Annotated in this window: 18 protein-coding genes; 9 read left to right on the top strand and 9 right to left on the bottom strand. The window is 55.9% G+C overall.

From position 1 onward, the window contains the following. The first annotated feature begins 591 nt into the window (after nucleotides 1–591). On the top strand, nucleotides 592–3189 hold the full coding sequence (locus RMSM_RS09480) for a c-type cytochrome (protein ID WP_008694699.1): 2598 nt from the start codon (nucleotides 592–594) through the stop codon (nucleotides 3187–3189). Nucleotides 3190–3323: 134 nt separating this feature from the next. Here the strand turns inward: RMSM_RS09480 and RMSM_RS09475 are convergent, their stop codons facing one another. From RMSM_RS09475 to dgoD, 7 genes are all read right to left on the bottom strand, one after another. Next, nucleotides 3324–3740 carry a hypothetical protein gene (locus RMSM_RS09475; RefSeq protein ID WP_008694697.1) on the bottom strand — a complete coding sequence of 139 codons (417 nt, stop codon included), beginning with the start codon at nucleotides 3738–3740 and terminating at the stop codon, nucleotides 3324–3326. Nucleotides 3741–3996: 256 nt separating this feature from the next. After that, nucleotides 3997–4236 carry a hypothetical protein gene (locus tag RMSM_RS09470; RefSeq protein ID WP_008694695.1) on the bottom strand — a complete coding sequence of 80 codons (240 nt, stop codon included), beginning with the start codon at nucleotides 4234–4236 and terminating at the stop codon, nucleotides 3997–3999. 46 nt (nucleotides 4237–4282) lie between these two features. Continuing rightward, entirely contained in the window at nucleotides 4283–5596 is a 1314-nt protein-coding gene (locus RMSM_RS09465; protein WP_008694693.1) for a DUF3472 domain-containing protein, read from the bottom strand. A 484-nt stretch (nucleotides 5597–6080) separates the two neighbouring features. Continuing rightward, a complete protein-coding gene (locus RMSM_RS09460) occupies nucleotides 6081–7361 on the bottom strand; it encodes an MFS transporter (protein ID WP_008694690.1) in 1281 nt (426 codons plus the stop codon). Further along, the gene (locus RMSM_RS09455; protein WP_144057516.1) at nucleotides 7362–8279 is read right to left on the bottom strand and encodes a dihydrodipicolinate synthase family protein; all 918 of its coding nucleotides are present in this window, start codon (nucleotides 8277–8279) and stop codon (nucleotides 7362–7364) included. After that, nucleotides 8263–9654: a neutral/alkaline non-lysosomal ceramidase N-terminal domain-containing protein gene (locus RMSM_RS09450; protein ID WP_008694685.1), complete on the bottom strand. Its 1392-nt coding sequence runs from the start codon at nucleotides 9652–9654 to the stop codon at nucleotides 8263–8265. The genes RMSM_RS09455 and RMSM_RS09450 overlap by 17 nt, the downstream gene beginning before the upstream one ends. A gap of 2 nt (nucleotides 9655–9656) precedes the next feature. Then, entirely contained in the window at nucleotides 9657–10835 is a 1179-nt protein-coding gene (gene dgoD / locus RMSM_RS09445) for a galactonate dehydratase (RefSeq protein ID WP_008694683.1), read from the bottom strand. Between the two features lie 177 nt (nucleotides 10836–11012). Between dgoD and RMSM_RS09440 the strand changes: the two genes are divergently transcribed. From RMSM_RS09440 to RMSM_RS36630, 8 genes are all read left to right on the top strand, one after another. Continuing rightward, nucleotides 11013–11936 (top strand): GntR family transcriptional regulator, encoded by a 924-nt coding sequence (locus RMSM_RS09440; RefSeq protein ID WP_008694681.1) that lies wholly within the window; start codon nucleotides 11013–11015, stop codon nucleotides 11934–11936. Then, on the top strand, nucleotides 11933–14671 hold the full coding sequence (locus RMSM_RS09435; RefSeq protein ID WP_008694679.1) for a PSD1 and planctomycete cytochrome C domain-containing protein: 2739 nt from the start codon (nucleotides 11933–11935) through the stop codon (nucleotides 14669–14671). Before RMSM_RS09440 ends, RMSM_RS09435 begins: the two co-directional genes overlap by 4 nt. A 41-nt stretch (nucleotides 14672–14712) precedes the next feature. Next, nucleotides 14713–16152 carry a DUF1501 domain-containing protein gene (locus RMSM_RS09430; protein WP_008694678.1) on the top strand — a complete coding sequence of 480 codons (1440 nt, stop codon included), beginning with the start codon at nucleotides 14713–14715 and terminating at the stop codon, nucleotides 16150–16152. A gap of 184 nt (nucleotides 16153–16336) precedes the next feature. After that, complete coding sequence (locus tag RMSM_RS09425) at nucleotides 16337–17434, top strand: DUF1559 domain-containing protein (protein ID WP_008694677.1); 1098 nt, start codon at nucleotides 16337–16339, stop codon at nucleotides 17432–17434. A gap of 313 nt (nucleotides 17435–17747) precedes the next feature. After that, the gene (locus RMSM_RS36635; protein WP_008694675.1) at nucleotides 17748–18740 is read left to right on the top strand and encodes a hypothetical protein; all 993 of its coding nucleotides are present in this window, start codon (nucleotides 17748–17750) and stop codon (nucleotides 18738–18740) included. Nucleotides 18741–19004: 264 nt separating this feature from the next. After that, nucleotides 19005–19535, top strand: a complete 531-nt coding sequence (locus tag RMSM_RS09415) for a DUF6580 family putative transport protein (RefSeq protein WP_008694674.1) — start codon at nucleotides 19005–19007, stop codon at nucleotides 19533–19535. 831 nt (nucleotides 19536–20366) lie between these two features. Beyond that, nucleotides 20367–22472: a TolC family protein gene (locus RMSM_RS09405; RefSeq protein ID WP_008694671.1), complete on the top strand. Its 2106-nt coding sequence runs from the start codon at nucleotides 20367–20369 to the stop codon at nucleotides 22470–22472. A 726-nt stretch (nucleotides 22473–23198) separates the two neighbouring features. Beyond that, nucleotides 23199–24137 (top strand): CBS domain-containing protein, encoded by a 939-nt coding sequence (locus tag RMSM_RS36630; protein WP_008694667.1) that lies wholly within the window; start codon nucleotides 23199–23201, stop codon nucleotides 24135–24137. A 225-nt stretch (nucleotides 24138–24362) separates the two neighbouring features. On the opposite strand, the gene RMSM_RS09395 is transcribed toward RMSM_RS36630, so the two are convergent. Together RMSM_RS09395 and purE are read right to left on the bottom strand one after the other, a co-directional pair. Further along, complete coding sequence (locus RMSM_RS09395; protein ID WP_261340334.1) at nucleotides 24363–25544, bottom strand: 5-(carboxyamino)imidazole ribonucleotide synthase; 1182 nt, start codon at nucleotides 25542–25544, stop codon at nucleotides 24363–24365. 22 nt (nucleotides 25545–25566) lie between these two features. Continuing rightward, nucleotides 25567–26073: a 5-(carboxyamino)imidazole ribonucleotide mutase gene (purE, locus tag RMSM_RS09390; protein WP_040764979.1), complete on the bottom strand. Its 507-nt coding sequence runs from the start codon at nucleotides 26071–26073 to the stop codon at nucleotides 25567–25569. Between the last annotated feature and the right edge of the window lie 150 nt (nucleotides 26074–26223).

Genomic DNA, 26223 nt, shown 5'->3' with positions numbered 1-26223 from the left:
CACGAGTACCGCNCCGAATGCTCCGGACGCCAGCGCGGATCGCGGTGCCACGGAATGATCCGCCACCGCCGCATTCCATAATCGATATCTTCATGTAACACGTTCCGATCGAGCCGAGAGAGGGATTGTCGCACCCGATTGTAGAGCAGCGTTCGGACTGTGTGGTGCCGTTACCACCGGACGTTTCACCCGCTGCAAGGATCAAAGTCAAGCAAAAATCGAGGCTTGAAAGCTGCACAAATTGCGGAAACGAGTTAGAATGCGTCCTGCTCAAGCCCCGCTGGGACCGCACTCTTCGGTCCTGGACGGAGCGGATCCCCCCTTCGTGAATGGCCGCGATTCGGTAATGATACCGGAGTTTGCTGCTTTTCGCTGCAATTTCCGGCGACATGGCGACCTCCATCGCCGCTTGCCGTGTGGATTGCGTGCCCGCCTGCAGAACTGCCCCCCCAGACTACTTTCTCTAAGAACCCATTTATGATTTGTTCCACGTCTCGTTGCCTATCGCCGCAGAATCGCCTTATGACGAAGTTACCATTACGTGCCGCTGTTGTTGCAGTGCTCTGTACCATGTTTATTTCGACTCACGCTATGGCCCAGCGAAAGCCTGGCAAATTGCGAGAGGCGATTAAGCAGCGAACGAACGCGAAAACCGCCGCTACAACCGCGGCCAATGTCGCCGCTTCCAGCAAAGCCAAGACCGTCGCGGTTGCCAACACAGCAACGCCGATCGATCGCATCACGGCCGCCGAAGGATTTAAAGTCGAGTTGCTCTATTCGGTCCCTGCCGAGATCCAAGGTTCGTGGGTAAATCTGTGCACCGATAACAAAGGGCGGTTGCTTGTCAGCGATCAATTCGGCGGACTCTATCGCATCACGCCGCCGCCAGCCGGTCAAGAGATCAAGCCTAGCGATGTCGAGAAAGTGCCTGCAGAGATCCGGGCGGTCAACGGCATGGTCTGGGCATTTGACGCTCTGTATGTCGGTGTCAACGATTACGAACGCAAGATTCCTTCGGGACTGTACCGGGTTACCGACAGCGATGGCGATGACCAACTCGACAAAGTTGAATTGTTACGCGAGATCGAAGCACGCGGTGACCACGGAGTGCATGCTGTCGTACCCACTCCCGACGGCGAGGCACTGTATTTGATCACCGGTAACAACGCCAAAGCACCGGAATTGGCCGACAGTTCACAAGTGGCTCAAATCTGGGGCGAAGACCATCTGTTGCCAAGCATGCCGGACGGCCGCGGCCACAATCGCGGTGTACTCGCTCCCGGCGGTATCGTTTATCGCGTCTCTCTCGATGGCAAAAAATTTGAAGCCTACGCATCGGGCTTCCGCAATATTTTTGACGCTTCGGTCAATCGCGATGGCGAATTGTTCACCTACGACGCCGACATGGAATACGACTTCAACACGCCTTGGTATCGACCTACGCGTATCTGTCACGTCACAAGTGGTGCTGAATTCGGATGGCGTAACGGTGCCGGCAAACGGATGCCCTTCTATGCCGACAATTTGCCTGGGATTCTCGATATCGGACCAGGATCGCCCACCGGAACCACGTTTGGCTACGGGGCCAAATTCCCTGCGAAGTATCAAAATGCATTCTACGCGTTGGATTGGAGCTGGGGCAAACTGTATGCCGTCCATATCGAACCAAGTGGTTCATCCTATACCGCTACCAAGGAAGAATTTGTTACCGGAGCACCGCTTCCGATCACCGATGCCATCATTCATCCAAACGACGGCGCGATGTACTTCACCATCGGCGGTCGACGTGTCCAATCGGGACTGTACCGTGTGACCTACGTCGGCAACGAATCGACCGAACTTGTTCAGCCCAAGGTTGTCAAGAGTGACGCGCGAGAAACGCGTCATAAGCTCGAAGCGTTCCACGGCAAACAGGACCCGAAAGCGGTCGACACCGCGTGGCCCTATCTATCGGACAACGACCGTTTCATTCGCTTCGCTGCACGCACCGCGATCGAGCACCAACCACTCGATTCGTGGGCGGACAAGGCGTTGACCGAATCGGATCCTGCGAAACAAGTAGTCGCGCTGCTGGCTCTTGCTCGCGTGGCTGGCGTTGATCCTATGCACCGCACGGACGAAACACCTGAAATCGATACGGCGATGCGTGCCAAGTTACTTAATGCCGCCATCGCGATTGATCCGTCGGGGTTGGATTCGTTTGACCAGTTGACGCTGCAGCGTACGATCCAGGTCATCTTGAACCGTTTTGGGCGACCCGACCAAGCGATGATCGACAAGTTGATCGATCGCCTTGATCCGCAGTTCCCTGCGGAAACGCCCGAGATGAATTGGTTTTTGACGGAAACACTGGCTTGGTTACAGTCGCCCACGGTTGCGGAAAAAGCGATGGCATTGATCGCCGCGGCACCGACGCAAGAAGAACAGATGCAGTACGCACGTTCGATTCGGATGCTGACCGCCGGTTGGACTCCGGAACTGCGTGAAGCTTACTTTGAGTGGTTCTTGAAGGCGGCCAACTACAAAGGCGGAGCGAGTTTTGACAAGTTCATCGAGTTCATCCGCACCGATGCCGTGGCTTCGCTAAGTGACGCAGAAAAAGAATCGATGGCTGAGTTGCTGGCACGAAAACCAGTCAAGAAATCCGCACTCGAAAACCTGGGCGAAGTCTTCAAAGGACGAACAGGCACCGAGTGGACGCTCGACGAACTCTCGGAAGCGGCTCGTACCGGACTGAAGAATCGTGATTTCGCGAACGGCCGAAAAATGTTTGCCGCCAGCGGTTGTTTCGCCTGTCACCGCTTCGGCGATCAAGGTGGAATGACGGGCCCCGATCTGACCTCGGCCGGTGGACGTTACTCGCCACACGATCTGTTGGATCAAGTGGTCAATCCCAGCAAGGTGATCAATGATCAGTTCTCGTCGATCAAAGTGTTGACCGAAGACGGTGTCGTGCACACCGGCGTCGTGGTCAACTTGAACGGCGACTCGATCACGATCAATACCGATTTGACCGATCCCAACAAACGGGTCAGTGTCAACCGCAACGAGATCGAAGAACTCGTCGTGTCGGATGTCTCTGCGATGCCCGTCGGACTTTTCAATCCGATGACCAAAGAAGAAATCCTTGACTTGATCGCCTACCTGATCAGTGGCGGCGATCCAAATCACGCGTATTTCAATAACTAACGTAGTCGAGGCTTCGCCCTGTTTTGACAGCGGGGCGAAGCGGATGTTTGGCCGTAGGGTAAGTCAGCAAGGGTTTGTTGAATTATTGAGCCGCTTACGCGTCAGCGGCTGGGTATAACGCACGACTCGGTGCCTTACGGCCCACGGCTCAAGGTCGCGATTTGAACTTTCAAATCGGGGAACGCTTCTTGCATTTTCTTGACGTCGGTTGTTGCTGCAGCGGACGGTTTGGGAAGCTGGCTGGCCGGCGTGCCCGCAGCGACACCGCTGAAGTCCGGCCCGACGGTGATGCTGCGTAGATTCGGCAGGTAGCGGAGAAGTTCGATCATCGTTTGGTTCACGTGCCCCTCGTAAATGTACACTCCGGTAACATCGGTTGGGCGAACCGGCGAAGCCGGGGTTTCATGTTGGACGTTGCCGTGAAGGATCACGTAGTCAATCGCATCGTAACCACGTTGGTCCGCCGGCAGATTCAACGCATATCGCGTAACGGCGTAGATACCGAATACGAGTAGCAGTAACAGCAGCAGCCAGACAACTCGGTTTTTCATAGGGTGCCGCAATCGTTTCGCGGTAAAGTTCAGTGCGACGTCCTGATCGAAATCATCCCAGCGGAATAACGATGCGTCCCAAACAAGTGGACGTCAGCGTCTATCCCACTGCGAATTTGCAGGGTCGGGCGATAACGCTTTCGCACGTCGACAACTGCCATCGACAAAAACATTGTAACACAACCGTAAATCGATCGCATTGACACGTGCCTTCCGTCGTCCGACCTGCGGGGCAGCCGAGCAAATCAGCAGCAGGTTACGAGCGAATCAGCAGCGGGTTACGTCGCTCAGCATTACGGTACTCGTACTTGTACTCGACTCCAGTATTGGGCTCGGTTTTGGACTCCGCGACGCCGTCCAGACGCAAAATCAAGCGAGTCAACATCGATACGCACTGGATCGAGAGACGATCGACATCGAGTCGATCGTGGTCGACGACCGGTTTGGTGTTTGGTGCCTCGTTTCGAGTAATAGACGCGAGTATCGGCTGACGCATGAGTACCCGGACAACAGGCTAGAGTCTATCCCGCTCTGATTCCCTATCAGCCTCGTGGCAAGGCGTCAAAATCGATTTCGGGTTGCTCGCCGGTTGTCGATGCTCGCTCGAAGATTTGGTCTAGCTTGACGGTCGCATCAAAGAAACCACAGTTCTGCAAGAAGAAATGGTCCTGCTCGCTGCCGCCTGCAAAATCGAGTCGGTGGCGTCCTCGAGCAGTATTGTCGCCGGTGAATTTTGCACGTGTGATTTCATGCCACTCGCCCTCGACATCGCGAACCCATTGATTCGCATAGTGGGCTGAACGCTGAATATGACCGGTCTCCGGAGCGAAATTTTCTAAAAATGAATGGAAGCCTGTTAGGTGCTTGTCGGTTTTGGGGCGGCGGAAACTGGCAATCAGTCGCCACTCGTTCTTAGACTTGTCGCCGAACCACGACGTGTACTGCGTGTTGCCATTGCCATCCGGTTTGACCTCGGTCAAAAAGCGATAGGTCGCGCCGGCGATCCATGGGTAAACCAGATAGCTTTGACCGCCAGAGCCTTCGTTTCCGAAATCTTGTGCACTTACGCCTTTACCCTTCGCGGTCGTAAGCACACGATCAGATTCCGGGATCTCTTTTGGGTTGTCGGTGCGAAAGGGACTCCAGACCGAGAACAGAACGCGGCGCTGCGTCTCGCTGTTGACCTGAAAACCAAAATAGCCTTCGCCAAACCCATTGGCCATGAAATAAGAACCAATCGGGTCTTGCCCCTCAGGTACCGTAATTTCGCTGTACGCGTAGGTCAGCTTCGCTTCGGTTGGGAGTCGATAACTCAGGTGCACCGAGGGGCCGCGGCGTCCCCAGTAGAACATGTTTCCGTCGTTGTTTTGGACGTAGTCGAGCGAAAGATCTTCATCACCGCAGCTGACAAGCAATTGATCAAGTTTGATCTTCACCGTGTCGTTTTGCGGACTGCACTGTAGTCGAACTTCGACATAACCCGGCCCATCGACTTTGACCTCGCCAAGCGGATAAGTGCGTGCGGGTTGGTCTTCCAGCTTTGTTGTCAAAGTTGCCTCACCGACACGGGCGGTGATTTTAGCGCTGCCGCCTTCGGATTTGGCCTGAACGCCAAGCTTCAGCATCTCAGGTCGGTCCACGTGAAAGTACACGCTATATACTTCGTTCTCATCACTGATCCGCAGCGTTCCATCTCGATTGAAAATTCTGCTGCCCGCGTCGGAATCGGTGCGGAACGTGTTTCCCGCTATCGGTACAGACCACTGGGCGTCGGCAACCGATGCAGCCATCAACGAGATCGAAAACGCGGTAACGATGATGAACTTAGTCGATGCAAAATATTGGAGCGTTGTCATGGAAGTCTTAAAACACCGGAGTTTATTTGAGCTATGGACTATCGAAAATTGAAGGGGCGGGATCTCGGGCCAGTTCCGAACCAGCTAGGCAGCAGTCGTCCAAAACCTTAGCCGCTTTGGCACTAGCGGCCTGCTGATTTAATGAAGTTTCCTGTGGGAAGGGATGTCTAATGGACAACCTCGTTCGTCATGGGTGTATTCGACGGACTTGGAAGTCCGTCGTACAACTAAATCAACAGCCCACTATCTGCGGTTGCGACATTCAACCGGGGCGGCCGCCCAAACGCTACGTTTTAGCATTAACAGCGATGTTTTGTTTGTCGCTTCACACCAAGATAGGCCGTTTCGGGAACGAAAAAATGCAACGGTCTAGAATCTGCCGCCGTTCCGTTGTTAATGCCGTGTCGGTCGATAGACTTTTACTGTGCGGGGATCACCTCTCCCCTCGATAAACGTGAACAGTCTCGACAGAATCGACAAAGGTTCAGGCGTCATCAATTTGCTTTTGTGGATCGACAAAGCCCCAACAGACGGCGCCAGTCAAGTAAACGCCGGCGAACAGCAGCAGTACTAAATTCCAATTCGAAGTCCACTGGAATAGATACCCCACCAGGATTGGGCAGGCTGCGGCGGCGAGGTTGCCGACCATATTCATCAATCCAAACACTTGCGGTACTCGCGGGCCACCGATGTCGATCGTTGCGGCAAACGCGCAGGGGCCGGCAAGTGCAGCCAAGAACGATCCGAGCGATAAGAGGGCTACCGCCAACATCGCGTTCTGCACAAACCAGGCTGCCAAAATCAACACCGCACAAGCGGCCAGGAACGACGCTCCGACTCCGCTACGGCTCAGTCGCAGACTGCCCGTCCGGCGCCAAATCCAATCGACCAACGTGCCGCCAAAAAGGCTGCCGGTCAACGTCCCGGTCAACACCAGACCTTGCAAATAGCCTGATTCCGCGACCGAGACACCGCGTGTTTCCTGCAAGAATGTGGGAAACCAACTTGCAAAAAACATGTACCCTGAGCCGCGACAGATCTGTTGTCCACACAACCAAAACATCACCGGCGATCGAGCAATCGCCAACAACTCGCGCCATTCGCTGACCGGCTCCTCCGCATCCGCCATATCCACGGGCGAACGCGCTGCATGAATCAAGGCCAATTCGGAAGCGTTCACGCGTGAATCCTGGGCCGGGTCGTTGCGGAATCGCAAGTAGAATCCGAGCGACCACAAAATTCCCGGTACCGCAAAGCCAACAAACACCCAACGCCAACCCCACGGCGCGATCAGCACGCCGGTCAATCCGCTGGCGAGAATCGCGCCGACTTGCATTCCCGCCGCCAAAATTCCACAGCTCAACGAACGCTGACCTAACGGCATCCAATGCCCGATCGAATTGCATGACGCCGGAAAAATTCCCGCCTGCGCCACGCCCATCACTAGCTGGGCGATGATCAACAGTCCGAACCCTGGTGCAACGCCAATTCCAAACGTGGCCACGGACCACGCAAACGCAAATGAGCTGAGCGTGATGCGGGTTCCCCACCGCTCGGCCAACCAGCCGCTCGGGACTTGGAACAACGAATAGGTCCAAAAGAACGCGCCCATGAACCAACCCGATTGCTCGAGCGAAAATCCAAGGTCTTCGCGTACCGTGCTTTCGGCAACACCGACGGCGTTACGGCACAGGTAGGCCAATGCTGCGGCAAGCGTCAACCAAGTCAACGTGCGATAGCGGATCAGGGTGGGGGCAACTGCCATCTACAATGCCGCCTGAATTCGGGCAAACAGCCGGTCGACTTCGGCTCGGGTTTCTTCGTCGAGTTGCCACCCGCTGGGTTGGACCTGAATCGTGTTCTCAAAGATCCCTCGCTTCTTGAGTAGATACTTTTCAATCGACAAAAATCCGTCGAGTCCCGCTTGTAACTGCAGCGCGACCAACGCACAAATCGGCAGCGACAGCTGATAGATGCGATCTTCATCGCCGTCGTCCAACGCCCACCACAACGCGACAATCCCGTCTAGTAGATCGGTGCCAGGCATCGTTCCTGCGATCCCACGACGGTAGCAATCGACAAGGTTGATGCCACCGGAACCTTCAAAAATCAGAGCTTGGCCATCGGTTGCGTCACGAAGCTTGGACAAATTTGGCCCCAGCGGACTGGCCTCGGGTTTGAACAAAATGCGATGGTTGCCGAATTGCTCCAGTAGATCGGTATAGACACTGAGGTCGATCGCCGCACCGACGTAACCCGATGCATCTTGAACAACCAACGGAATTGAGATACTCCGCGCGATCCCAGCAAAATAGTCGCGAGTCGCTTTCGCACCTAGGCTTGTCGCCACCGGGGGAATCGCCATCACGGCGCTCGCCCCTAGCCCTTCGGCGTGTTTGGCAAACTCAATGGCCTCGGTCGTGCTCTCGGCACCGACACTGATCACGGTGAATCCCCGGGCTTCGGACGCCTCACAAACGAGTTCGGCGAGACGTTTGCGGCCTTGATAACCAAGTCGCAAAATCTCGCTGACCATCGCCACGACGACACCGTCGGCTCCCGTTTGGAACGCCCAGTCGATTTCGTTTCGCAACGTTTGCGCGTCGATCTCTCCCGAATTGTCAAATGGTGTATGCAGCACGGGCAACACACCATGCAGCGGCATACTATCGGCTGAGCACATCGTTGATCACTCCGGTCATCGCTTCGAGGGTTGTTTCTAGACATCCGCGACCAAATGGCGTTTGCCAAACGGGATAGACGTCGGCGTCATACAGATCGGCCGGCGGCAAGTAACCGATCGAACCGTTGATCAAATTCATGCAAATCAACGTGCGATCCTTGAAACGTCGACGTAATTCTTGCTGCAAGTAGGAATACGGTTCACAACAGCTGCCCACCAACACGGCGTCGCCAAGCTGCCATGCGACAATCGGAAGATCAAATGTTTGCCCATCGCCAATCCCTCGACGGATGTCGCGGCGACGGCGGAGTCGTTCTTCGAGCGCACGGTCGGTGCACTTCAAGCGTTGGCGTTCGAGCTCGTCCGCCGATGGCCAATCCTTCAGCGGCAATGTCACCGTGCTACGAAGTGTCCTCAATACCGTCGGCGCTTTGATGGGTTGATATTCCCAAATCGCCAACGGAGCGCCTGATTCGAGTGCGTGGGAAAAAGCAAGCGACCGCCCGGAGGGCTCCATATCATTGAGCGTCGCCAGAGCGGCGAAACCGAGTTGTCGCCCGTGGCGATCGGCTACTTCGGGATCGCCCACGTATTGGTAACGCGGTGCCAAATCGCCACACATCCCCAACAAAAACATTGCCGGAGCCGAGGTGACGCTTTCAATCGTTTCACGCATCGCCCCGACGTAATCGGGCGAGATCGCAGTGTTTTCTGCGGCTAACGTCGTCGGATGGCAAGCGTAATTGACCAGCGTGCCGCGTATTGCCCCCAGTTCGTCCGTAATTCGGCCCAGCACCAACGTATCATCAGGCTCGCCATCGGGATCATAGCCGCATAAATAGCGGTCTTTTTCTGGATCGGGGTCAGGCAGATCACGCACCGTTGCCAAGGTGCAGGTCCCCATGTGCCATTCGAGTCTTGCCGCGAACATGGTCCCGCAAGCTTGACGCACCGCGGCAACCGTCTGATCGACCAGCGAGGTCATCCACTGCTGAAGCAGGTCGCTGCCGGGTAACGAATCATCGGCTTGCATCAGCGGCGGTCCGGCATGCGTATGCGTTAGCGCGAAGATCAGCTGATCCGGTTCAAGCGAAAGTTGCTCCTGCAACCGCTGCTGGAATGCGGTGAAGGTTGCGGGAGTCTTCCACCACCCCAGATCAGCATCAATCAGAACCAAAGGAGGCTGGTCCTCGGACGACGACAACGCCAACGCTGTCAACGACAGCGGACGATGAATCGAGTCAGCGACGTCGTGTTTTGCGGCACCCCAATTGCGTGAGTAGACGCCCACGGGCGGTGTGATGTCGATGCGGGCGATTCCGATCCGTCCGGCAAACGACGCGTGCTGGAAACGTCGAGGTTCGTTCGTGTTCATGTTTACCAATCCCCCACGGCGCCGTCACGGTAAAACACTCGCTGGCCAACCTCTTGCTCAAACGGATGCTTACGCACCTCGTCTTCGTTGATCGAAATCCCCAACCCAGGACGAGTGTTTGGTGTGACCGTGCGTGTTGCCGGATCGACCGTGAATCCTTCGTCGACAACATCGCTTCGCCAGGGCACGTCGTCGTGAACTGATTCGCAAATGATGTAGGATGGCTGTGAAAAACCAAATTCGATCGATGCCGCAGTGCTCACCGGGCCTTGCGGATTGTGTGGCGCCAGTGCGATACGGTGAGCCTCGGCGAGTGCAGCGATGCGTCGTGCTTCGCTGAATCCACCACAGTGCGTCAGGTCGAGTTGGCAAATCTCGCAACCGCGAACCGCGAACAGATCGCGAAACGCCGCAAGATGCGTCAATCGTTCGCCCGTCGCAATCGGCGTCGTCACCGCCGCGTTGATGGCGGCAAGACTGTCAAGGCTTTCCGGCCAACATGGCTCTTCGAGAAAATAAAGTCCATAGGGTTCAAGTGCTTTGGCGAACTGCATTCCCATCGTGGGCGATGGGCGAGCATGGCAATCAACCATAATGTCAATTTCATCGCCGACCGCGTCACGCATCGCGGCAACACACGCCGTGGCGGCTTTGATCGATTGCAGCCCTTCGACCGGCATCGTGGGTGGCACCGCCATCGATTTGAACGCCGTAAACCCATCGGCCACAGCTTGCGAGGCAAGCTCGGCAAACTGTTTGGCGTTATCAACCGGCGTGTTGTAGAAACGATCCAGATTGCCGCCGCCCAAATGGCAGTACAATCGCACGTTGTCACGCACCGGACCGCCCCACAACTTGTGCACAGGGACGTCATGAATTTTGCCGACGATATCCCACAACGCTAAATCGATTCCGGCAATCGCTGTCGATCGCACGACGCCGCTTCCATGCCAGAAATGTTGCCGCCACATCATCTGCCAAAGATGTTCGACCCGGCTCGGATCCTCGCCGACGATCAATTGGGCCAGATCTTCGATCGCCCCCACGATGCTCCGCGTATGCCATTCGAGCGTCGCTTCGCCCCATCCAAACAACCCCGGTTGATCCGTCAGGACTTTCACGAACACCCAATTTCGCATCCTCGCATGGCAGACGACGGCTTCAATGGCAGTGATTTTCATGCGTGTTTCGTGATTCTTTGTGGTGTGAATGGGGAAGGGGAGATGCGAAGCAAATTAAACACTTCTCGGTGATCGTCGGCGAAAAACGAACTGCTTTGCAGACTCCACCGTCGTCTTTTTTGCTTTTGGTGACAATGCTACTTGCTTTTGTTGACAAAGACAAGTATGTTTATCCGTATGACCAGCATTTCGACTTATATCAAGAACGATTTGGCGGCACGGCTTCGCTCTGGCCGGGCGTTACCGGCGTCCTTGACGCTTGATGCCTTGGCGCACCATTACGACGTCAGCTTCACCCCGGTGCGGCATGCGATCGCCGAGCTGGTGAAAGAAGGGTTGCTTCAGAAGGGATCCAACCGCCGACTGACACCGGTGAAGTTGCCTGTGTCGACCAAGGCCGGCGCGAAACTGGACGCTTGCGAACCGAGCTCGCTTCCAAAGCCACCGCAAGATCCGTATGACGGGATCGTCAACGACTTGGTACAGCAAAGTTTGCAGGGCGAAGCAATCTATCTGCGAGAGGAAGCGACGGCGGAGAAGTATGGTCTCAGCCGATCCGCGATTCGCCATATCTTTCATCGGCTAGCGGGCGAAGGGATGCTCAACCATATCCCACGCCATGGCTGGCAGCTGCGTCCCTTTCGGCAAAGCGATCTTGAGGCATTTATCGATGTACGCGAAGTCTTAGAGTTGAAGGCGCTTGATCTGTCCCGCGACCAGCTTTGCAATGAGCAATTGCAGCGGATGTTGGAGGCCAATACTCAACCGTCGTCGTCTCCCACCGCGCCGCCACGAATCGACGAGTCGCTACATTCGTATTTGATCGAGGCATCGCAGAACGTTTACATCCGCGAATTCTTTGAGCGTCAGGGACGTTACTACCGGCTGCTGTTCGAGTGGGAGGATCGTGATCGATCGACCGCTCTTGAAACGGCACGCCAGCACCGTGAGATCTTGGCGGCACTGTTGAACCAGGACTGGGCTCGAGCTCGTCAGGAGCTTTCGTACCACATTCGCGACCATCACCCAGTGTTCAGTCAGATCGCCCAGGCGGTGAATTCCAATCACAAACATACGGCGAACCCAGGAGATCCGGCATGATGTGCATCGCTGTTGTCTGTCGTCCGGTTATCAGAAGTCGACCGAAGACGGCGTTATTCGACGGTTTCCGTGTTTTGTTTGCGGCCGCGTGTTGCAGTTTAATTTTCTCGTCGTCCGCCGAGGCCGGTTCGATCGACGATTACCAAACGAAAATCAAACCGCTGTTTAAAACGCGATGTTTTTCGTGTCACGGCGCGCTCAAGCAAGAGGGTGGACTGCGTTTGGACACCGCCGAGTTGATGATCGACGGCGGTGTCGTCACTCGCGGCGACGTTTCCGACAGCGTGCTAATCGATCGTGTGAGCGAAACCACGGTCGAGGACCGGATGCCTCCCGAACACGAAGGCGAGGCATTGTCGAAAGCGGAAATCGAGCTGCTGGCCGCATGGATAGCCGCCGGCGCACCGGCACCCGAAGACGAGCAGCCCGAGACCGATCCGGAGGATCATTGGTCATTCCAACCGATCGTGCGACCTCTTGTCCCAGCGGTCGAAAACGCGTCGTGGATTCGCAATCCGATTGATTCGTTTATCGCAACCGCTCATCAGCAAAACGGGCTGACCCCACAACCCGAAGCACCGCGAGCGATCTTGGTACGTCGACTGTATCTTGATTTGATTGGAATACCGCCAACAAGCGAAGAGATCGCGGCAGCCGAACAAGACACGGCGTCCGATTGGTACGAGCAGATCGTCCAACGGTTGCTTGATGACCCGCGTCATGGCGAGCGATGGGCACGCCACTGGATGGACATTTGGCGTTACAGCGATTGGTGGGGATTGAATGCTCAATTGCGAAACAGCCAACGTCATCTGTGGCATTGGCGAGATTGGATTGTGGATTCGCTGAACGCGGATCGCGGCTATGACGAAATGGTGCGTCAGATGTTGGCTGGCGACGAATTGCATCCCAACGACATGGATGCCTTGGTCGCGACCGGCTATTTGGCGAGAAACTTCTTCTTGTTCAATCGCAATCAGTGGATGGACGAAACGGTCGAGCATGTGGGCAAAGCGTTTCTTGGATTGACGTTTGATTGTGCGAAGTGCCACGACCACAAGTTTGATCCGATCCAGCACGCCGACTTTTACAAAATGCGTGCCTTCTTCGAGCCATACCAAGTGCGAATGGACATGGTGCCCGGCGAAGTGAATCTGACACGGGACGGAATTCCGCGGGCATTTGACGCTTTGCTGGACACTCCGACCTACCGGTTGATCCGCGGCGAAGAGGGAAATCCCGATAAATCCAAAGTGATCGAACCGGGCATCCCCGACTTCCTTGATTTTGGAACCGCAGCTGACAACCCGCTTGAGATCCGGCCAATCGAATTGCCAGCCGAGGCGTGGCAGCCGCAGCGGCGAAGCTGGGTGTTTGAAAATCATTTGGCCGCCGCCAAGGCCAAACAGAAAAGTGCCGAGTCCAAGCTGAAACAAGCGGAAAAGGCGAAGCAAAAGGCGAAGCAAAAGGCGGGTGAGGATAATGCTGCTGCGGAATATGTTCTACAACTCGCTCGCATGGACGTCGACATTGCCCAAGCAGAATGCGAAAGCGTATCGCTCCGCTACAAAGCAATGCAAACACAATGGGCCGAGTCGCCAGACGAAGCCGCCGTCGCGGAGACCAAGGCCGCAGCGATTCGCGCCGAGCGTCAGGTGTCGCTGTTGCAGGCCAAGCGATCGTTGCTGGACGTAGACAAGCGACTCGCAGCGGCGGCCGAGGACAAACGCGAAGCGATCGAGAAAGAGAAGTCGAAGGCCCAGGACAAAGTTGACAAGGCCGAGCAGACGCTCGCCGCCGCAATTCTTCCCAATGACTCCTTCACGCCGCTGATTGGCGCCCAGTGGTCGGCAACGCGGTTCCTGAGCACGGGACGCGACGATCCGGCGATCGCGTTTCCCCCGAAAAGCAGCGGCCGCCGCTCGGCACTGGCACGCTGGATCACCGATCGCAACCACCCGTTGACCGCACGCGTCGCGGCGAACCACCTATGGACTCGTCATCTTGGCCAACCGTTAGTGGCAACGGTGTTCGATCTGGGACGCAACGGAGCCAAACCAAGCAACGCCGCGTTATTGGACTGGCTGGCCGTCGAGCTGATCGACAGTGGTTACAGCATGAAACATCTGCATCGTTTGATTGTCAACTCGGCGGTCTATCGAATGAGCTCCTCCAATGCCGGTGCTGAATCGAATCTTGCAATCGATCCCGACAATCATCTGTGGTGGCGAAGGGTACCGATTCGCTTGGAATCACAAGTGGTCCGTGACGCGGTGCTGTCGTTGGCGGGGACCCTCGATCCGACGATGGGCGGTCCCCCGGTTCCACCGGCGAAACAGCCCGATTCGAAACGTCGCAGTTTGTATTTCTTTCACTCCAACAATGAACGTGATTTGTTCTTGACGATGTTCGACGAGGCGCGGGTAACCGATTGTTATCGTCGCGAACCGAGCATCGTACCGCAGCAGGCATTAGCGTTAACCAACAGCAAGCTTGTGCTAACCGCTGCGGGGCAAATTGCCCAGCGATTGTCGGTTGAGGGTGAAGACACGCGTGAATTTGTGGTGCGTTCGTTCAAGACTCTATTGAGCATCGATGCGGATGATGCAGAAATCGCCGCAAGTCTAAAAGCGTTGTCGGTCTGGGAAGGCCAAGCGGATAGTTCAGAGGAGCGCGCACGAGCCCACTTCATCTGGGTATTGGTCAATCACAATGACTTCGTGACGGTGCGATAATACAAAACGTTGGTCTCGGTTTAATCACAGGAAACGGTTTGATGAATCAGTTTGCCCCCAATCGCCGCCGATTTATGTCCGACATGGGTATGGGGCTATCGTCTGTCGCGTTGGCATCGCTACTACAGCGTGACGCTAACGCAGGTTCGATCGGCTGGGCGCCGCCGACGGGACGACCGCATTTTACCCCGAAGGCTAAAAACGTCATATGGTTGTTCATGAACGGCGGCGTCAGCCAAATGGAAAGCTTTGACCCCAAGCCGATGCTGACGAAGTATGGGGGCAAAACGATTTCGGAAACTCCATTTGCCGAGGCTCAGGATCCCGCAAAGCTGGCACTCGAACGACTCGTCGCTCCCGATGGCAACGGCAACCAACGCAACGAACTTTACCCGCTGCAAATCGGTTTCAAAAAGCACGGTGAATCGGGGATTGAAGTCAGCGATTGGTTCCCGCACGTCGCAAACCAGGTCGACAAGCTAGCGATCGTGCGTTCGATGTACACAACCGACAGCAACCATGGGGCGCAAACGCAATTCCATTCCGGACGTCACCGAAACGATGGTGACTTTCCGACGCTTGGCGCATGGGTGCATTATGGACTCGGTTCGCTGAACGACGATTTGCCTCAGTTCATCTCGATTGGTAAACGCGAGTACTGGAACAACCGCGACGGTCACTACTTGGGGCCCGCTCACGATGCGGTGCCGCTACGAATTGATCCGAAAAACCCGCTCGATTTTAGCCAGCCGCAGATTGAGTTTCCTCACGAAGCGCGTCAGGTCGGCAAAGATCTGCTGGACCAGTTAAACGGAATGCGCGCGGACGAATATCCCGAGGATCCCGAAATGGCAGCTCGGATCGCATCGTATGAACTCGCCTTTCGTATGCAAAGATCGGTGCCGGAAGTAGTCGATTTCTCGCAGGAAAGCGCCGAGACTAAATCGCTGTACGGCATCGGTGTTCCCCACTGTAATGAATTCGCGATGCAGTTATTAGCGGCGCGACGTTTCGTCGAACGTGGCGTGCGTTTTATCCAAATCCAACATGGCGGTGGCGGCGCCGGAGCCTGGGACGCCCACGGCAAACTAAAGGCGAACCACACCAAGAACGCATTGGCCGTCGATCAACCGATCGGCGGACTGTTGGAAGATTTGCAGCGGCGAGGATTGCTTGATGAAACGCTGGTGGTTTTTGCCACCGAGTTTGGACGCACGCCGGGATCGCAGGGTGCCGATGGTCGTGATCATCATATCTTTGGCTTTACCGTATGGATGGCGGGTGGCGGCTTGAAACACGGGGTTGTCCATGGCGCGACCGATGAAATTGGCTTCCATGCGGTCGAAGATCGCCACTATGTCACTGACATTCACGCCACGATTATGCATCAATTGGGTCTCGATTCCCGCCAATTAGAACTTCCTGGACGCAAGCGTTTGGAAATCGACCACGGCCATCCGATCGACGACATCATCGCTTAGCGAGTCGTCTCCCATCGGTCCGATAGTGGGCCGACGAATTTGACGTACGCCGAAAGCGATTGAAGTGCGACACGCGGGTGCGCTCATATTGGCTAATGCCGCACGGGCAACGACTTACCCATTCAAACCCAATCCGATTTGATCCGTTCTTGTTTGTTTTTCTGTTTGAATAGAAGGTGCTGCAATGAAGCGAAGTGTGATGCGTAAGAGTCTCGGGTTCACCCTGGTCGAACTATTAGTTGTCATTGCAATTATTGGCGTATTGGTGGGGCTGCTATTGCCGGCGGTTCAGGCCGCACGTGAAGCGGCCCGCCGGATGCAATGTTCAAACAATATGAAACAGTTAGGTTTGGCGCTACAGAACTATCACTCGGCGTACCAGCAATTCCCACCGGGATCGGCGGATTTTTATGGGTATTCCTATGGCAACCGCCGCAATGTGGGCGCTTCGATTTTTCTACTGCCGTTCATCGAAAAGGGAGCTTTGTACGACGCATTCGAACAGGAAGCGAAAACAGCAATCCCCGGTTCTGGGTTTTGGCAAAGTGAAACTCTTTTGAACGCGGGGCCTCAATCTGCGTTCCTCTGTCCTTCGGCTCAGAACGCTGATGGTACGGAATACAACGGATTGTCAAAATGTTTGTATGTGTTTTGCATCGGCGACGCGATGTGGCACAACGCCAAGAGTGATTCCGAAGAGGGGATGGCGATTGCTCGAATCAACTCACGCAGCATGTTCGTACCGATGACCAATGGTGATCGCAACAATCTCCGACGCTTTCGCGACCTGCTGGACGGAACCAGCAATACATTGGCGATGAGCGAGGTTGCGGGGACACCACGTGATCTGGCATTTGTCAAAGGTGATGTTGCCAGTTTTAACGGGATGTACGATGGCACCACCGCAGTTGCCGGTCCTTGCATGACGGCGCCGCTGGATCCAAACAACCGATTTCAGTACCAAACCGGTGCGGATTGTTGGCGTGGGCTGTTGTTTGGCGATGGACGTGTGATCAATACCCGCTTTACCACCACGCTGCCGCCCAATTCCTATTCTTGTGCCTACGCAGGAAACAACGACAGCTGGGGGAGTTTTTCACCGTCCAGCGAGCATCAAGGAGGCGTCCAAACGTTGATGTTTGATGGCGCGGTCCGCTTTGTTACCGATTCGATTGACTCCGGCAACCTCAACGCACGCCAAGTCACTAGCGGCGAAAGCCCCTATGGGGTGTGGGGAGCGATGGGGACCAAGTCGGGTCGAGAAACGGCTTCGCTGGATTGACCCTCGTCGCTGCCAATTTGCTGGACATTGATGCAAGACGTGCCTTCGTTGCTTGACCGAGCGGCTGAGGCTCGTCGCGGCGTGAAAATTCATCGTTATACAGCTCGTGCGAATCGTGCCGGTTATGCCGACCGACCGTGGTGCGACTGGTGTTTTTGGGTTGAGAGGTCGAATCCTTACAACTGGACCTCCCGTTTTTTCCGCGGAGGATTCAGAACGAGGCCAAAACGGACTGGCCCGTCCACGATTCAGCCGAGGGAGCTATCCGATGAATTCGATAAAATCAAAGCGAAAACTTTTCCTTAAATGCCTGATGTCCGGCATGATATTGACTTGCTCGACGGCGCTGGCTGATTCACCAGCTTCGGAACAGGTCGAGGAATTGGATGGTTTCCCGGTCTTTGATCAAGCCGATAATGACGATTTCGTCGCCTGGACCGATGAGGTATTCGGCAGCGGCATTTTGGACGCTTCCCCCGAGCGACCGTCGCATCAAGACGTCGACATCGCATTGCCCCCGCCGGCAAATCATTACAGTGCGTTGCCCTCGTATTTTGGCGAGCCGAGCGAGCAGAGTGGCGTCAAAGAAGAAACGGATGGAGTCGTCGTTTCGAGCGAGGTTGACCCCGCTCGCCAAATGGCCGCGACGGTTGTTAAGGCGCCCACGCAGATCAAGAAAGTGGATCCGGTTGAAATGGACGTCGATCACATCCATGAATCAACGCGAATTGCTCAGCGTCCCGACCGCGACGCCCCAGGGGCTGGCCGTCCAGGTCGCGTATCCAATGCGGCAAACTTGATGGATGGCGATGACTTTTATCGCACTCCCGAGGTGGTCGAAGGTCGGCTGGAGCTGCCGCCGATCGCCGCGGCGAGTACTTCGATCGAAAACATCGGCAACGGTCGCGCTCCCGAAGGATTCCGCAGCGATACCGGATCGCCAATTTTGCCACTCCCCGAACAAGGGATCGAACGTGATCCATCGTGGGGCTGGACGGTCAAAGCGTGGAACGCGCCGAACACGTTTTCACACCCGCTGTACTTCGAAGACCGCATGTTGGAACGACATGGACACGAAAAACACCCATGTTTGACCCCGATGGTTGCCGGAATGCGGTTCTTCACTACCGTGCCGATGTTGCCATATTTGGCGACGATCGATCACCCCTGTGAATGCGATTACTCGATGGGGTACTACCGCACTGGCTCGTGCACTCCCGCCTACCTGCAACGTCCGCCGTACGAGCGACGAGCGGTGATCGCCGAAGCCGCCGCAGTAACCGGCGCTGTCCTGGCGTTCCCTTAGTCCGTATCCAGAAGTCTTTTAGATCGAAGGCCTCTCCAGGCCGTCACCATCACAGCGGCCGGTCTTTGGCAGTGCGTTTGCACCGCCAAAGGCCGGCCGTTTTGCATGGATACGAGGATTTGCTGCGGCTTGCGTGACACACCGTCCTGCCAGCCTACCTTTCCTGAGCACCTTCGTTTTTCCCCTCTGGCGATTTGCCGACAAAGCGTTTAAAACAGCGGCATACAAAACCCAGTTTTCCACATCCATGCTTGGACTCGCCCGATGTTTTACCTAATGATTTTGGCCGTTGCTGCGAGCCGCTTCCTCCCTCACCCTCCGAATGTTGCTTGTGTTGCCGCTTTGGGGCTGTTTGCCGGCAGCTATATGTCGGGGCGCCGAGCCTATTTGGTTCCGATTGGCGTGATGGGACTGAGTGATGTCGTGGGCCATATGTTGGGGATTCCTGGACTGGGTTTCTATAACCTTGCCGCGATGTCGATGGTTTATCTCGGCATGGCAGCGTCGGTTCCAATCGGACGCAAACTTCGCAATGCGAGTGGAACGAGCCGGTTGTGGAAGATTCCTGCGGCCTCGTTAGCGGCGTCGACGGTGTTCTTCGTCGTTAGCAACTTCGGTACGATTTTGGCGGGCTGGTATCCGATGTCGGTAGCCGGTTTCACCGCGTGTTACATCAACGCGATCCCCTTCTACGGGTTTACCGTCGCCGGCGATTTGTGCTTTTCCGTCGTCATTTTTGCTGCCTACGAACTTTCGCGAGCTCGTTTTTACACGCCCGCAATGGCCAAGGCCTAAGCCGACCGTAGCAGTACGCATCAACGGTTTGTTGATTTAAGCTAAATTCAAATCGCAACGCTGAGCTGCGGGCCGTAAGGCAGTTACTTTGTGCGTTATACCCGGCCGCTGACGAGAACGTCCGGCTTAGGCCAGAGGCCGATACATCCTCTGCCGTGGCCATAAGGCCACGGGATGTAGCGAATGAGCTGCAAAGGCCGGAGGCCGACACAATGACTGTGTAAATGTGTCGGCCTCCGGCCTTGGATTTGCTGCATTCCAAACCGGTGGTTAACACCATCGGCATGAATTGTACTGGCCTCCGGCCTTAAAAAAGAACGAAGGCGAGTTGTTAGAGTCACCCTAAGCCGGACGTTCTCTGACGCGTCGCGGCTCCGTAAATAAACAAGCTGCCGACAGTTCCGTTACTTCAATCGAAGTTTCCTGCCCCCTGCGTGTTCGGGTTTCTGCACCTTGGTAATCGGCAAATTCGCGTTGATAGAGCCAACAGCCCGGCTATTGGCGAGCCGTCCTCGACGTGGAAACGCCCCCAACAATCTCGAAACCAGTTTGATTTTCGAATGGCTTGGAAAAACGCGGGTATCTGGCCCCACCCCTCGCATCCCCTTCCATCGGGGCTGCCGCGACGGTTTCGCTAACCGGCAAACTCCAGCATGACTTTGCGGGCTGTGCCGGTTTCTCTTCATTTGCAGGCAGATTTCGTCTCCCGATCATTCCAGTCGTTTCGGGAATCCGGTCGATAACGCAAGCACCGCCAATGATCTTTCGCACGATCGCTTGTGTTGTACGAGTGACGAAAGAGGGTGCGGCGTACTACAAGTGAACCTGGCCATGCGACGCGACCAAGACAAAACATTAGCCACGCGGGCTCCGGCATCCCCCTTTCGCCGAATCAGTGATCGTCTGAAATCCTCGTGGCGTCGATCCCGTCGCGCCGCGTTGCTCGCATTGCTGATCGGAGCAACCTCGATCAGCAATGTCGGTTGTAGCGTCTTTGATCGCATCAAAGATGGGCCGCATGACACCACAGCGTCTTACCATGACGACTATGCGATGCGGATTGAATATCCCGAAGTTCAGCAATGTGCATCGGCCCCAGCGGAAGCTGCCACGCAAGCGACCGCACCTTTGGCACTGGAGGATCCGTCAAAGATCCCGACGCTCGAGCTGACGTTGGAAGAAGCAATCCAGTTGTCGGTTCAACAGAGCCCCGTGCTGCGATCGATCGGCGGGACTGTGATCACGAATCCCGACGGCACAACGACCACGTTTGATCCCGCGTTGGCACATGCCAACCCACTGACGGGGGTCGAAGCGGCACTGTCGGACTTTGATGCCCAGTTCACGCAAGAGTTGTTCTGGAGCAACGCCGATCAACCTCAGAATCTCGCGTCCAACAACGTGGTCACGCAGTTCACTCCCAATACGCTGCAAGAAACGTATGGAACGTACAATGCCGAACTGAGCAAGCAAACGGCTCAAGGTGCCAGTTTCGCTTTGCGTCACTCCGTGAACTACAACTACAGTAACCGGCCTACCCGCGCATTCCGCAGTGACTTTATCGGTTTCCTCGAAGCCGAATATCGTCAACCGTTGATGCAAGGTGCGGGCACGACGTTCAACCGCATCGCCGGTCCGAATTCGCAGATTGGGCAGTACAACGGTGTCTTGATCGCTCGCGTTAATGAAGATGTGGCTTTGGCCGATTTCGAGGCCGCTGTGATTAGCTTGGTCGCGGACGTCGAACAAGCCTACTGGGAATTATCCGCTGCCTATCGCGTGCTCGAAGCCAACGTCAAAGGCCGTGACTCGGCATTGCAAACGTTCCAGTACCAACAAGTTCGTTTGGAAGCCGGTGCAGGACGAAGCGACGAGGAGGCTCAGGCGCAATCGCAGTACTACCAATTCCGCGCTCAAGTCGAGGCGGCGCTGGCAAGCACCGATGGCTTGTACACTCGCGAGCAACGGCTTCGTTATTTGATCGGGTTGCCCGCCAGTGATGGACGACTACTCAAACCGACCACCACTCCGACCGACGTCCGGGTTGTTTTCGATTGGGAAAGTGCACTCGGGCAAGCTTTGTCCCGTCGTGTGGAGGTTCGTCGCCAACGATTCAATTTGAAGAAACGAGAGATGGAGCTGACGGCGGCTCGCTTGAACCGCCGTCCTCGCTTGGACTTCCTGGGCCAATACCGGTTCCGTGGTCTCGGCGATCATTTGATTGGCGGCAGCGACAAAGAGGCCTTCGACAGTCTGTATGGCAACATCACCGACGGCAATTACCAAGAATGGCAAGCCGGATTGGAAATGCAATTCCCCGTCGGATTGCGTGCGGCTAGTGCTGCGGTCGCTCATGCCAACTTGAACCTGCGTCGTGAACGTGCCGTCCTGGCCGAAACCGAGTTGCGAATCAGTCATGATTTGGCGGACGCAGGTCGGCAAATCATGCTCACGCATCAGCTGCTCGAAACGAATTACAACCGCTACCTTGCCGACCAACGCCAAGTCGATGTGCTGCGACGTCGATACCGCGATGGTACCGATAACATCAACTTCCTGTTGCAAGCCCAGAGACAAGTGGTCACCAGCGAAGCCGATTTTTATCGGGCGTTGGCTGCCTACAACCTGGCGATTCGCGATTTCCATCGACAGAAAGGCTCGTTGTTGGCATACAACCAAGTGCAACTTACCGAGGGCCAATGGGCAGCAGGGGCCTACCAGGACGCACACGAGTTGGGGCGTCATTTGACTCCTCGACTCAACCCAAGCGACGTGGAAATGCCGGCGCCACTGACAAGCGGTGCGTTTGATCCATCGGCACCCCAGATGCAATCGTTCATGAACGCGCCGGCTACTGACGCGATGCTCGAATCCTCACCGCAGCCGGTGGAATCGCCCCAGCCCGCGACCGCGGCTGAGGACGCCCCCTCCGCGTAGTGAAAGTCGCGAAGACTTTCGTCGCACACCCGTAGCGAAAGTCGCCAAGACTTTCGATCCACGGGCAGTGCCCAATGCCATCTACTTTGACACTAAACGGGTGGCGTTTGTAGTGGTGCGGCGCGGGGCTCGCCCGGTCTAAACCGAACGTTTTACTTGCCTCAACCTGACGGCTCGCGCCGCGCCGCTACCAAAGTAGATGGCATTTGGCCAGTGTCCCCCGGAACTCGTGACGAGATCCGTTACACAATTGCACCGTAGTGGCCGAGGCTACGAGTCCCTTTCGGCCTCAAGTCGCAGGGACTCGCAACCCCGCTCACTACCACTAGCGTCAGCGGTTGGCCCTCGCCAATTCAATCCAAAAATTCAGTCGAGCAGATCGGCGCACATTCCAAGCCTGCCCCGCAAATCAGCAGCCATCGCGGCCATTCTTTCGCTGATCCCCCAACGCGACTGTCGTTGCAATTGAGCGCGTTTCGCGACTCTGCAAACACCCCAGACTGGATAACCCGAATAGGTTACTCATTGTGGTTGATCTAATACCACAACAGATGGTGATAGCCGTCGACGTTCAGACGTTTTCGCCAAACCTTTGCGCAATGTTTCACAAGCCGAATTGCAGGAAAAGTTTGACTTTCCATGTCGCCCCGCGTTAGGTTGGGATCAATCACCAACCTTGAGCCCAACTTACGGGTTCGATGCTTTTCTTTCAACAAGGGCTTGGATATGAACGAAGTGAAGACCGCAAGCGATATCATGCGTCGCAATCTTGTGACGTTGACTCCCGAGAGTGATGTCATGGACAGCGTCGCGCGACTGCTGAGAGACAACATTTCAGGGGCTCCGGTACTTGGCTCCGATGGTGGTTATCTAGCGGTGTTCAGCGAAAAGTGCTGCATGAACGCGTTGACCGAACCCGTGGAAACGGCACGTGCCGAAGGTTTGCATATCACTCGCGTTCGTGAGTTCATGGTCAGCCAACTCGTGACGATCAAGCCCGAAATGGACGTGTTCGACGCGATCGACCATCTGCTCAGTCGGCGAATCTCCGGAGCCCCTGTCGTCGATCCCCAGGGACATTATCTGGGCATCTTTTCCGAAAAGACTGCGATGCGAGCGTTGATCGCCGCGTTACACGATCAATTGCCCGGAACGAGTGTGAACCAGTACATGAACTTGGATCGCAACCGCATCATTCACGAAGACGATTCGTTGTTGGACATCGCCCACAAATTTCAAGAGACGCCGTATCGTCGGCTTCCGGTTTTGCAAGGCGAACGCTTGGCCGGACAAGTCAGTCGTCGTGATGTGTTGCGTGCCGAGTGCCGATTGGCATGCGAAGTGGTTGAGCGAGCAAAATCGAATCATGCCAGCGACAATCTGCGTCGCGCTGCGAAGCCGCGTCAAATCGGACCCTATATGGACACCGAAGCGCTAACTGCAACGCCGAGCACCGACCTGCTGGGCATTGCCCAGATGTTTCTCAACTCGCCCTATCGCCGGCTGCCAATCGTCGAAGATGGCCGCTTGCTTGGCCAAGTCAGTCGTCGCGATTTGCTCGAAGCCGCAGCTGAATTGCTGCGTCCGAAACCGGAACGACGCGGCGCCGAAACGCTTTACCTCAGTCTCGTCTCGAACACGGCTCCGGAATCGTTTCGGCGTTGACACCCGCAACGGGTCGCCGTTGTCTCGGTTCGAGGAACGGCGCAAGCCCAATGTTATCTACTTTGGTAGCGGCACGGCGCGAGCCCAATGCAATCTACTTTCGTAGTGGGACTCGCCAGAGTTTCTGGTGGTTCAACAGCAAAGATGGGAATTCAGGCGAATCCCACTACTTGAGCATCCGCCTGTGGTTGCCAACGTAGATGGTGTTGAGTGATACCGTTTCCGCTATCGCGTTAACCGGCTTCGCGCTTCGCGAACTTTCGCAACCACGGCGTCTCGGTCGTTCCCCACGCAAGTCAAATGCCCCATTTTGCGGCCCGGTTTCGCGTGTACTTTGCCGTACAGATGCAACTTCACACCATCGACGGCGAGTGCGTTATCCCATGGTGGTGTTTTGGTCTCGTCCCCCCACACGTCGCCCAGCAAGTTTGCCATCGCGGCGCCGCCGCAAATCATCTCGGTATTGCCAAGCGGCAGCCCACAGACCGCACGTACATGCTGCTCGAACTGGCTGGTGTGACAAGCTTCGATCGTCAAGTGACCTGAGTTGTGCGGCCGTGGTGCGACCTCGTTGATAATCACTTCCTCACTGCCGTCGGCACTGGGTCGCACAAACATTTCCACACACAACAGCCCTACGACGTCGAGTGCTTTTGCGGCTGTGATGGCGATCTCGCGAGCCTGCTTCTGCACGCTGTCGGACAACGTGGCCGGAAGCATCGTCACGTCGAGGATGTGGTTGACGTGATCGTTTTCAAAAATCGGGAAGGTCGACGTTCGTCCGTCGGCGGTTCTCGCCACGACGACAGAGACTTCGCGATCGAACGAAATTAGTTGTTCCGCAACCCATTCATCGCACATCGACCATGCGACATGGTCGGCGTCGGCAAGCGTGGTGATGCGATGTTGCCCCTTGCCGTCATAGCCGCTGCGAGCGGTCTTTAAGATCAACGGCAACCCCACCGCCTCGGCCGCAGTCGCTAATGTTGCTGCATCGACGACTCTGCAGAACGGAGCGACCGGCAATCCCGCGTCTTGGATCGTGTTTTTTTCACGCAATCGATCTTGCGCCGTCGCCAATACATCGGATGACGGGTAAGTCGGTGCGTACTGTTGGCACTTGGCGATCGTCGCTTCGGGAATATTCTCGAACTCCAACGTGATCACGTCGCATTGATTCGCGAACGCTTCAACCGCATCCATGTTGTTCAGCCGTCCAAACACGCAGCGATGAGCGATCTGGGCGGCCGGCTCTTGCTCGGTTTCGCAGAACACCACGACTTGATATCCCATCTGCGTCGCAGCGATGGCAAACATGCGGCCAAGTTGTCCGCCGCCCACCATGCCAATGGTGCCGCCAGGCAGGATCAATTTAAAATCGGGATTGGAATCGGATTGGTTATTCAATATCGCCTCGCTCACGTTGATCCTATAGCTCCGCCGATTCGAGAACCGCAGCGGTTTGTTTCTTGACGAATTCGGCCAACCGATCGGCCAACGCGTCATCGGACAACGCCAAAATTCGCGCCGCCAACAGCCCCGCGTTTTTGGCGCCGGACGCGCCGATGGACATCGTTGCCACTGGAATGCCACCTGGCATCTGCACGATCGACAACAGAGAATCCAGCCCCTGCAGGGCACGGCTTTGCACGGGGACTCCGATCACCGGCAGATTGGTTTCCGAGGCGACCATGCCTGGCAAATGAGCCGCTCCGCCCGCTCCCGCAATGATCACCTTCAATCCACGCTGGCTGGCCTGCGTCGCATAGTTGACCATTCGCGTCGGCGTCCGATGCGCCGACACCACCAATCGCTCGTTCGGTATCTGCAATTCGTCCAAAATATCGGCCGCCGCTCGCATCGTATCCCAATCATTGCGACTGCCCATGATTACGCCGACCAAGGCGTCGGTGGGGTCAAATTCGTTTTCACTCATGACAATCTTCGATTCCAATGGTTCGAGGACGTAAATTAGGATTGTGATTGCGGACCAGAACGCTCGTCAGTTTTACAAACATCAAGACGATCCGCCCACCACATTGATTCTGCCAGCTCGTCGCTTCTCCTCGTAGCGAAAGTCGCCAAG

The sequence above is a fragment of the Rhodopirellula maiorica SM1 genome (genome assembly GCF_000346295.1).
GTDB classification, from domain to species: Bacteria; Planctomycetota; Planctomycetia; order Pirellulales; family Pirellulaceae; genus Novipirellula; species Novipirellula maiorica.
This window is presented reverse-complemented; position numbering and strand designations above follow the sequence as displayed.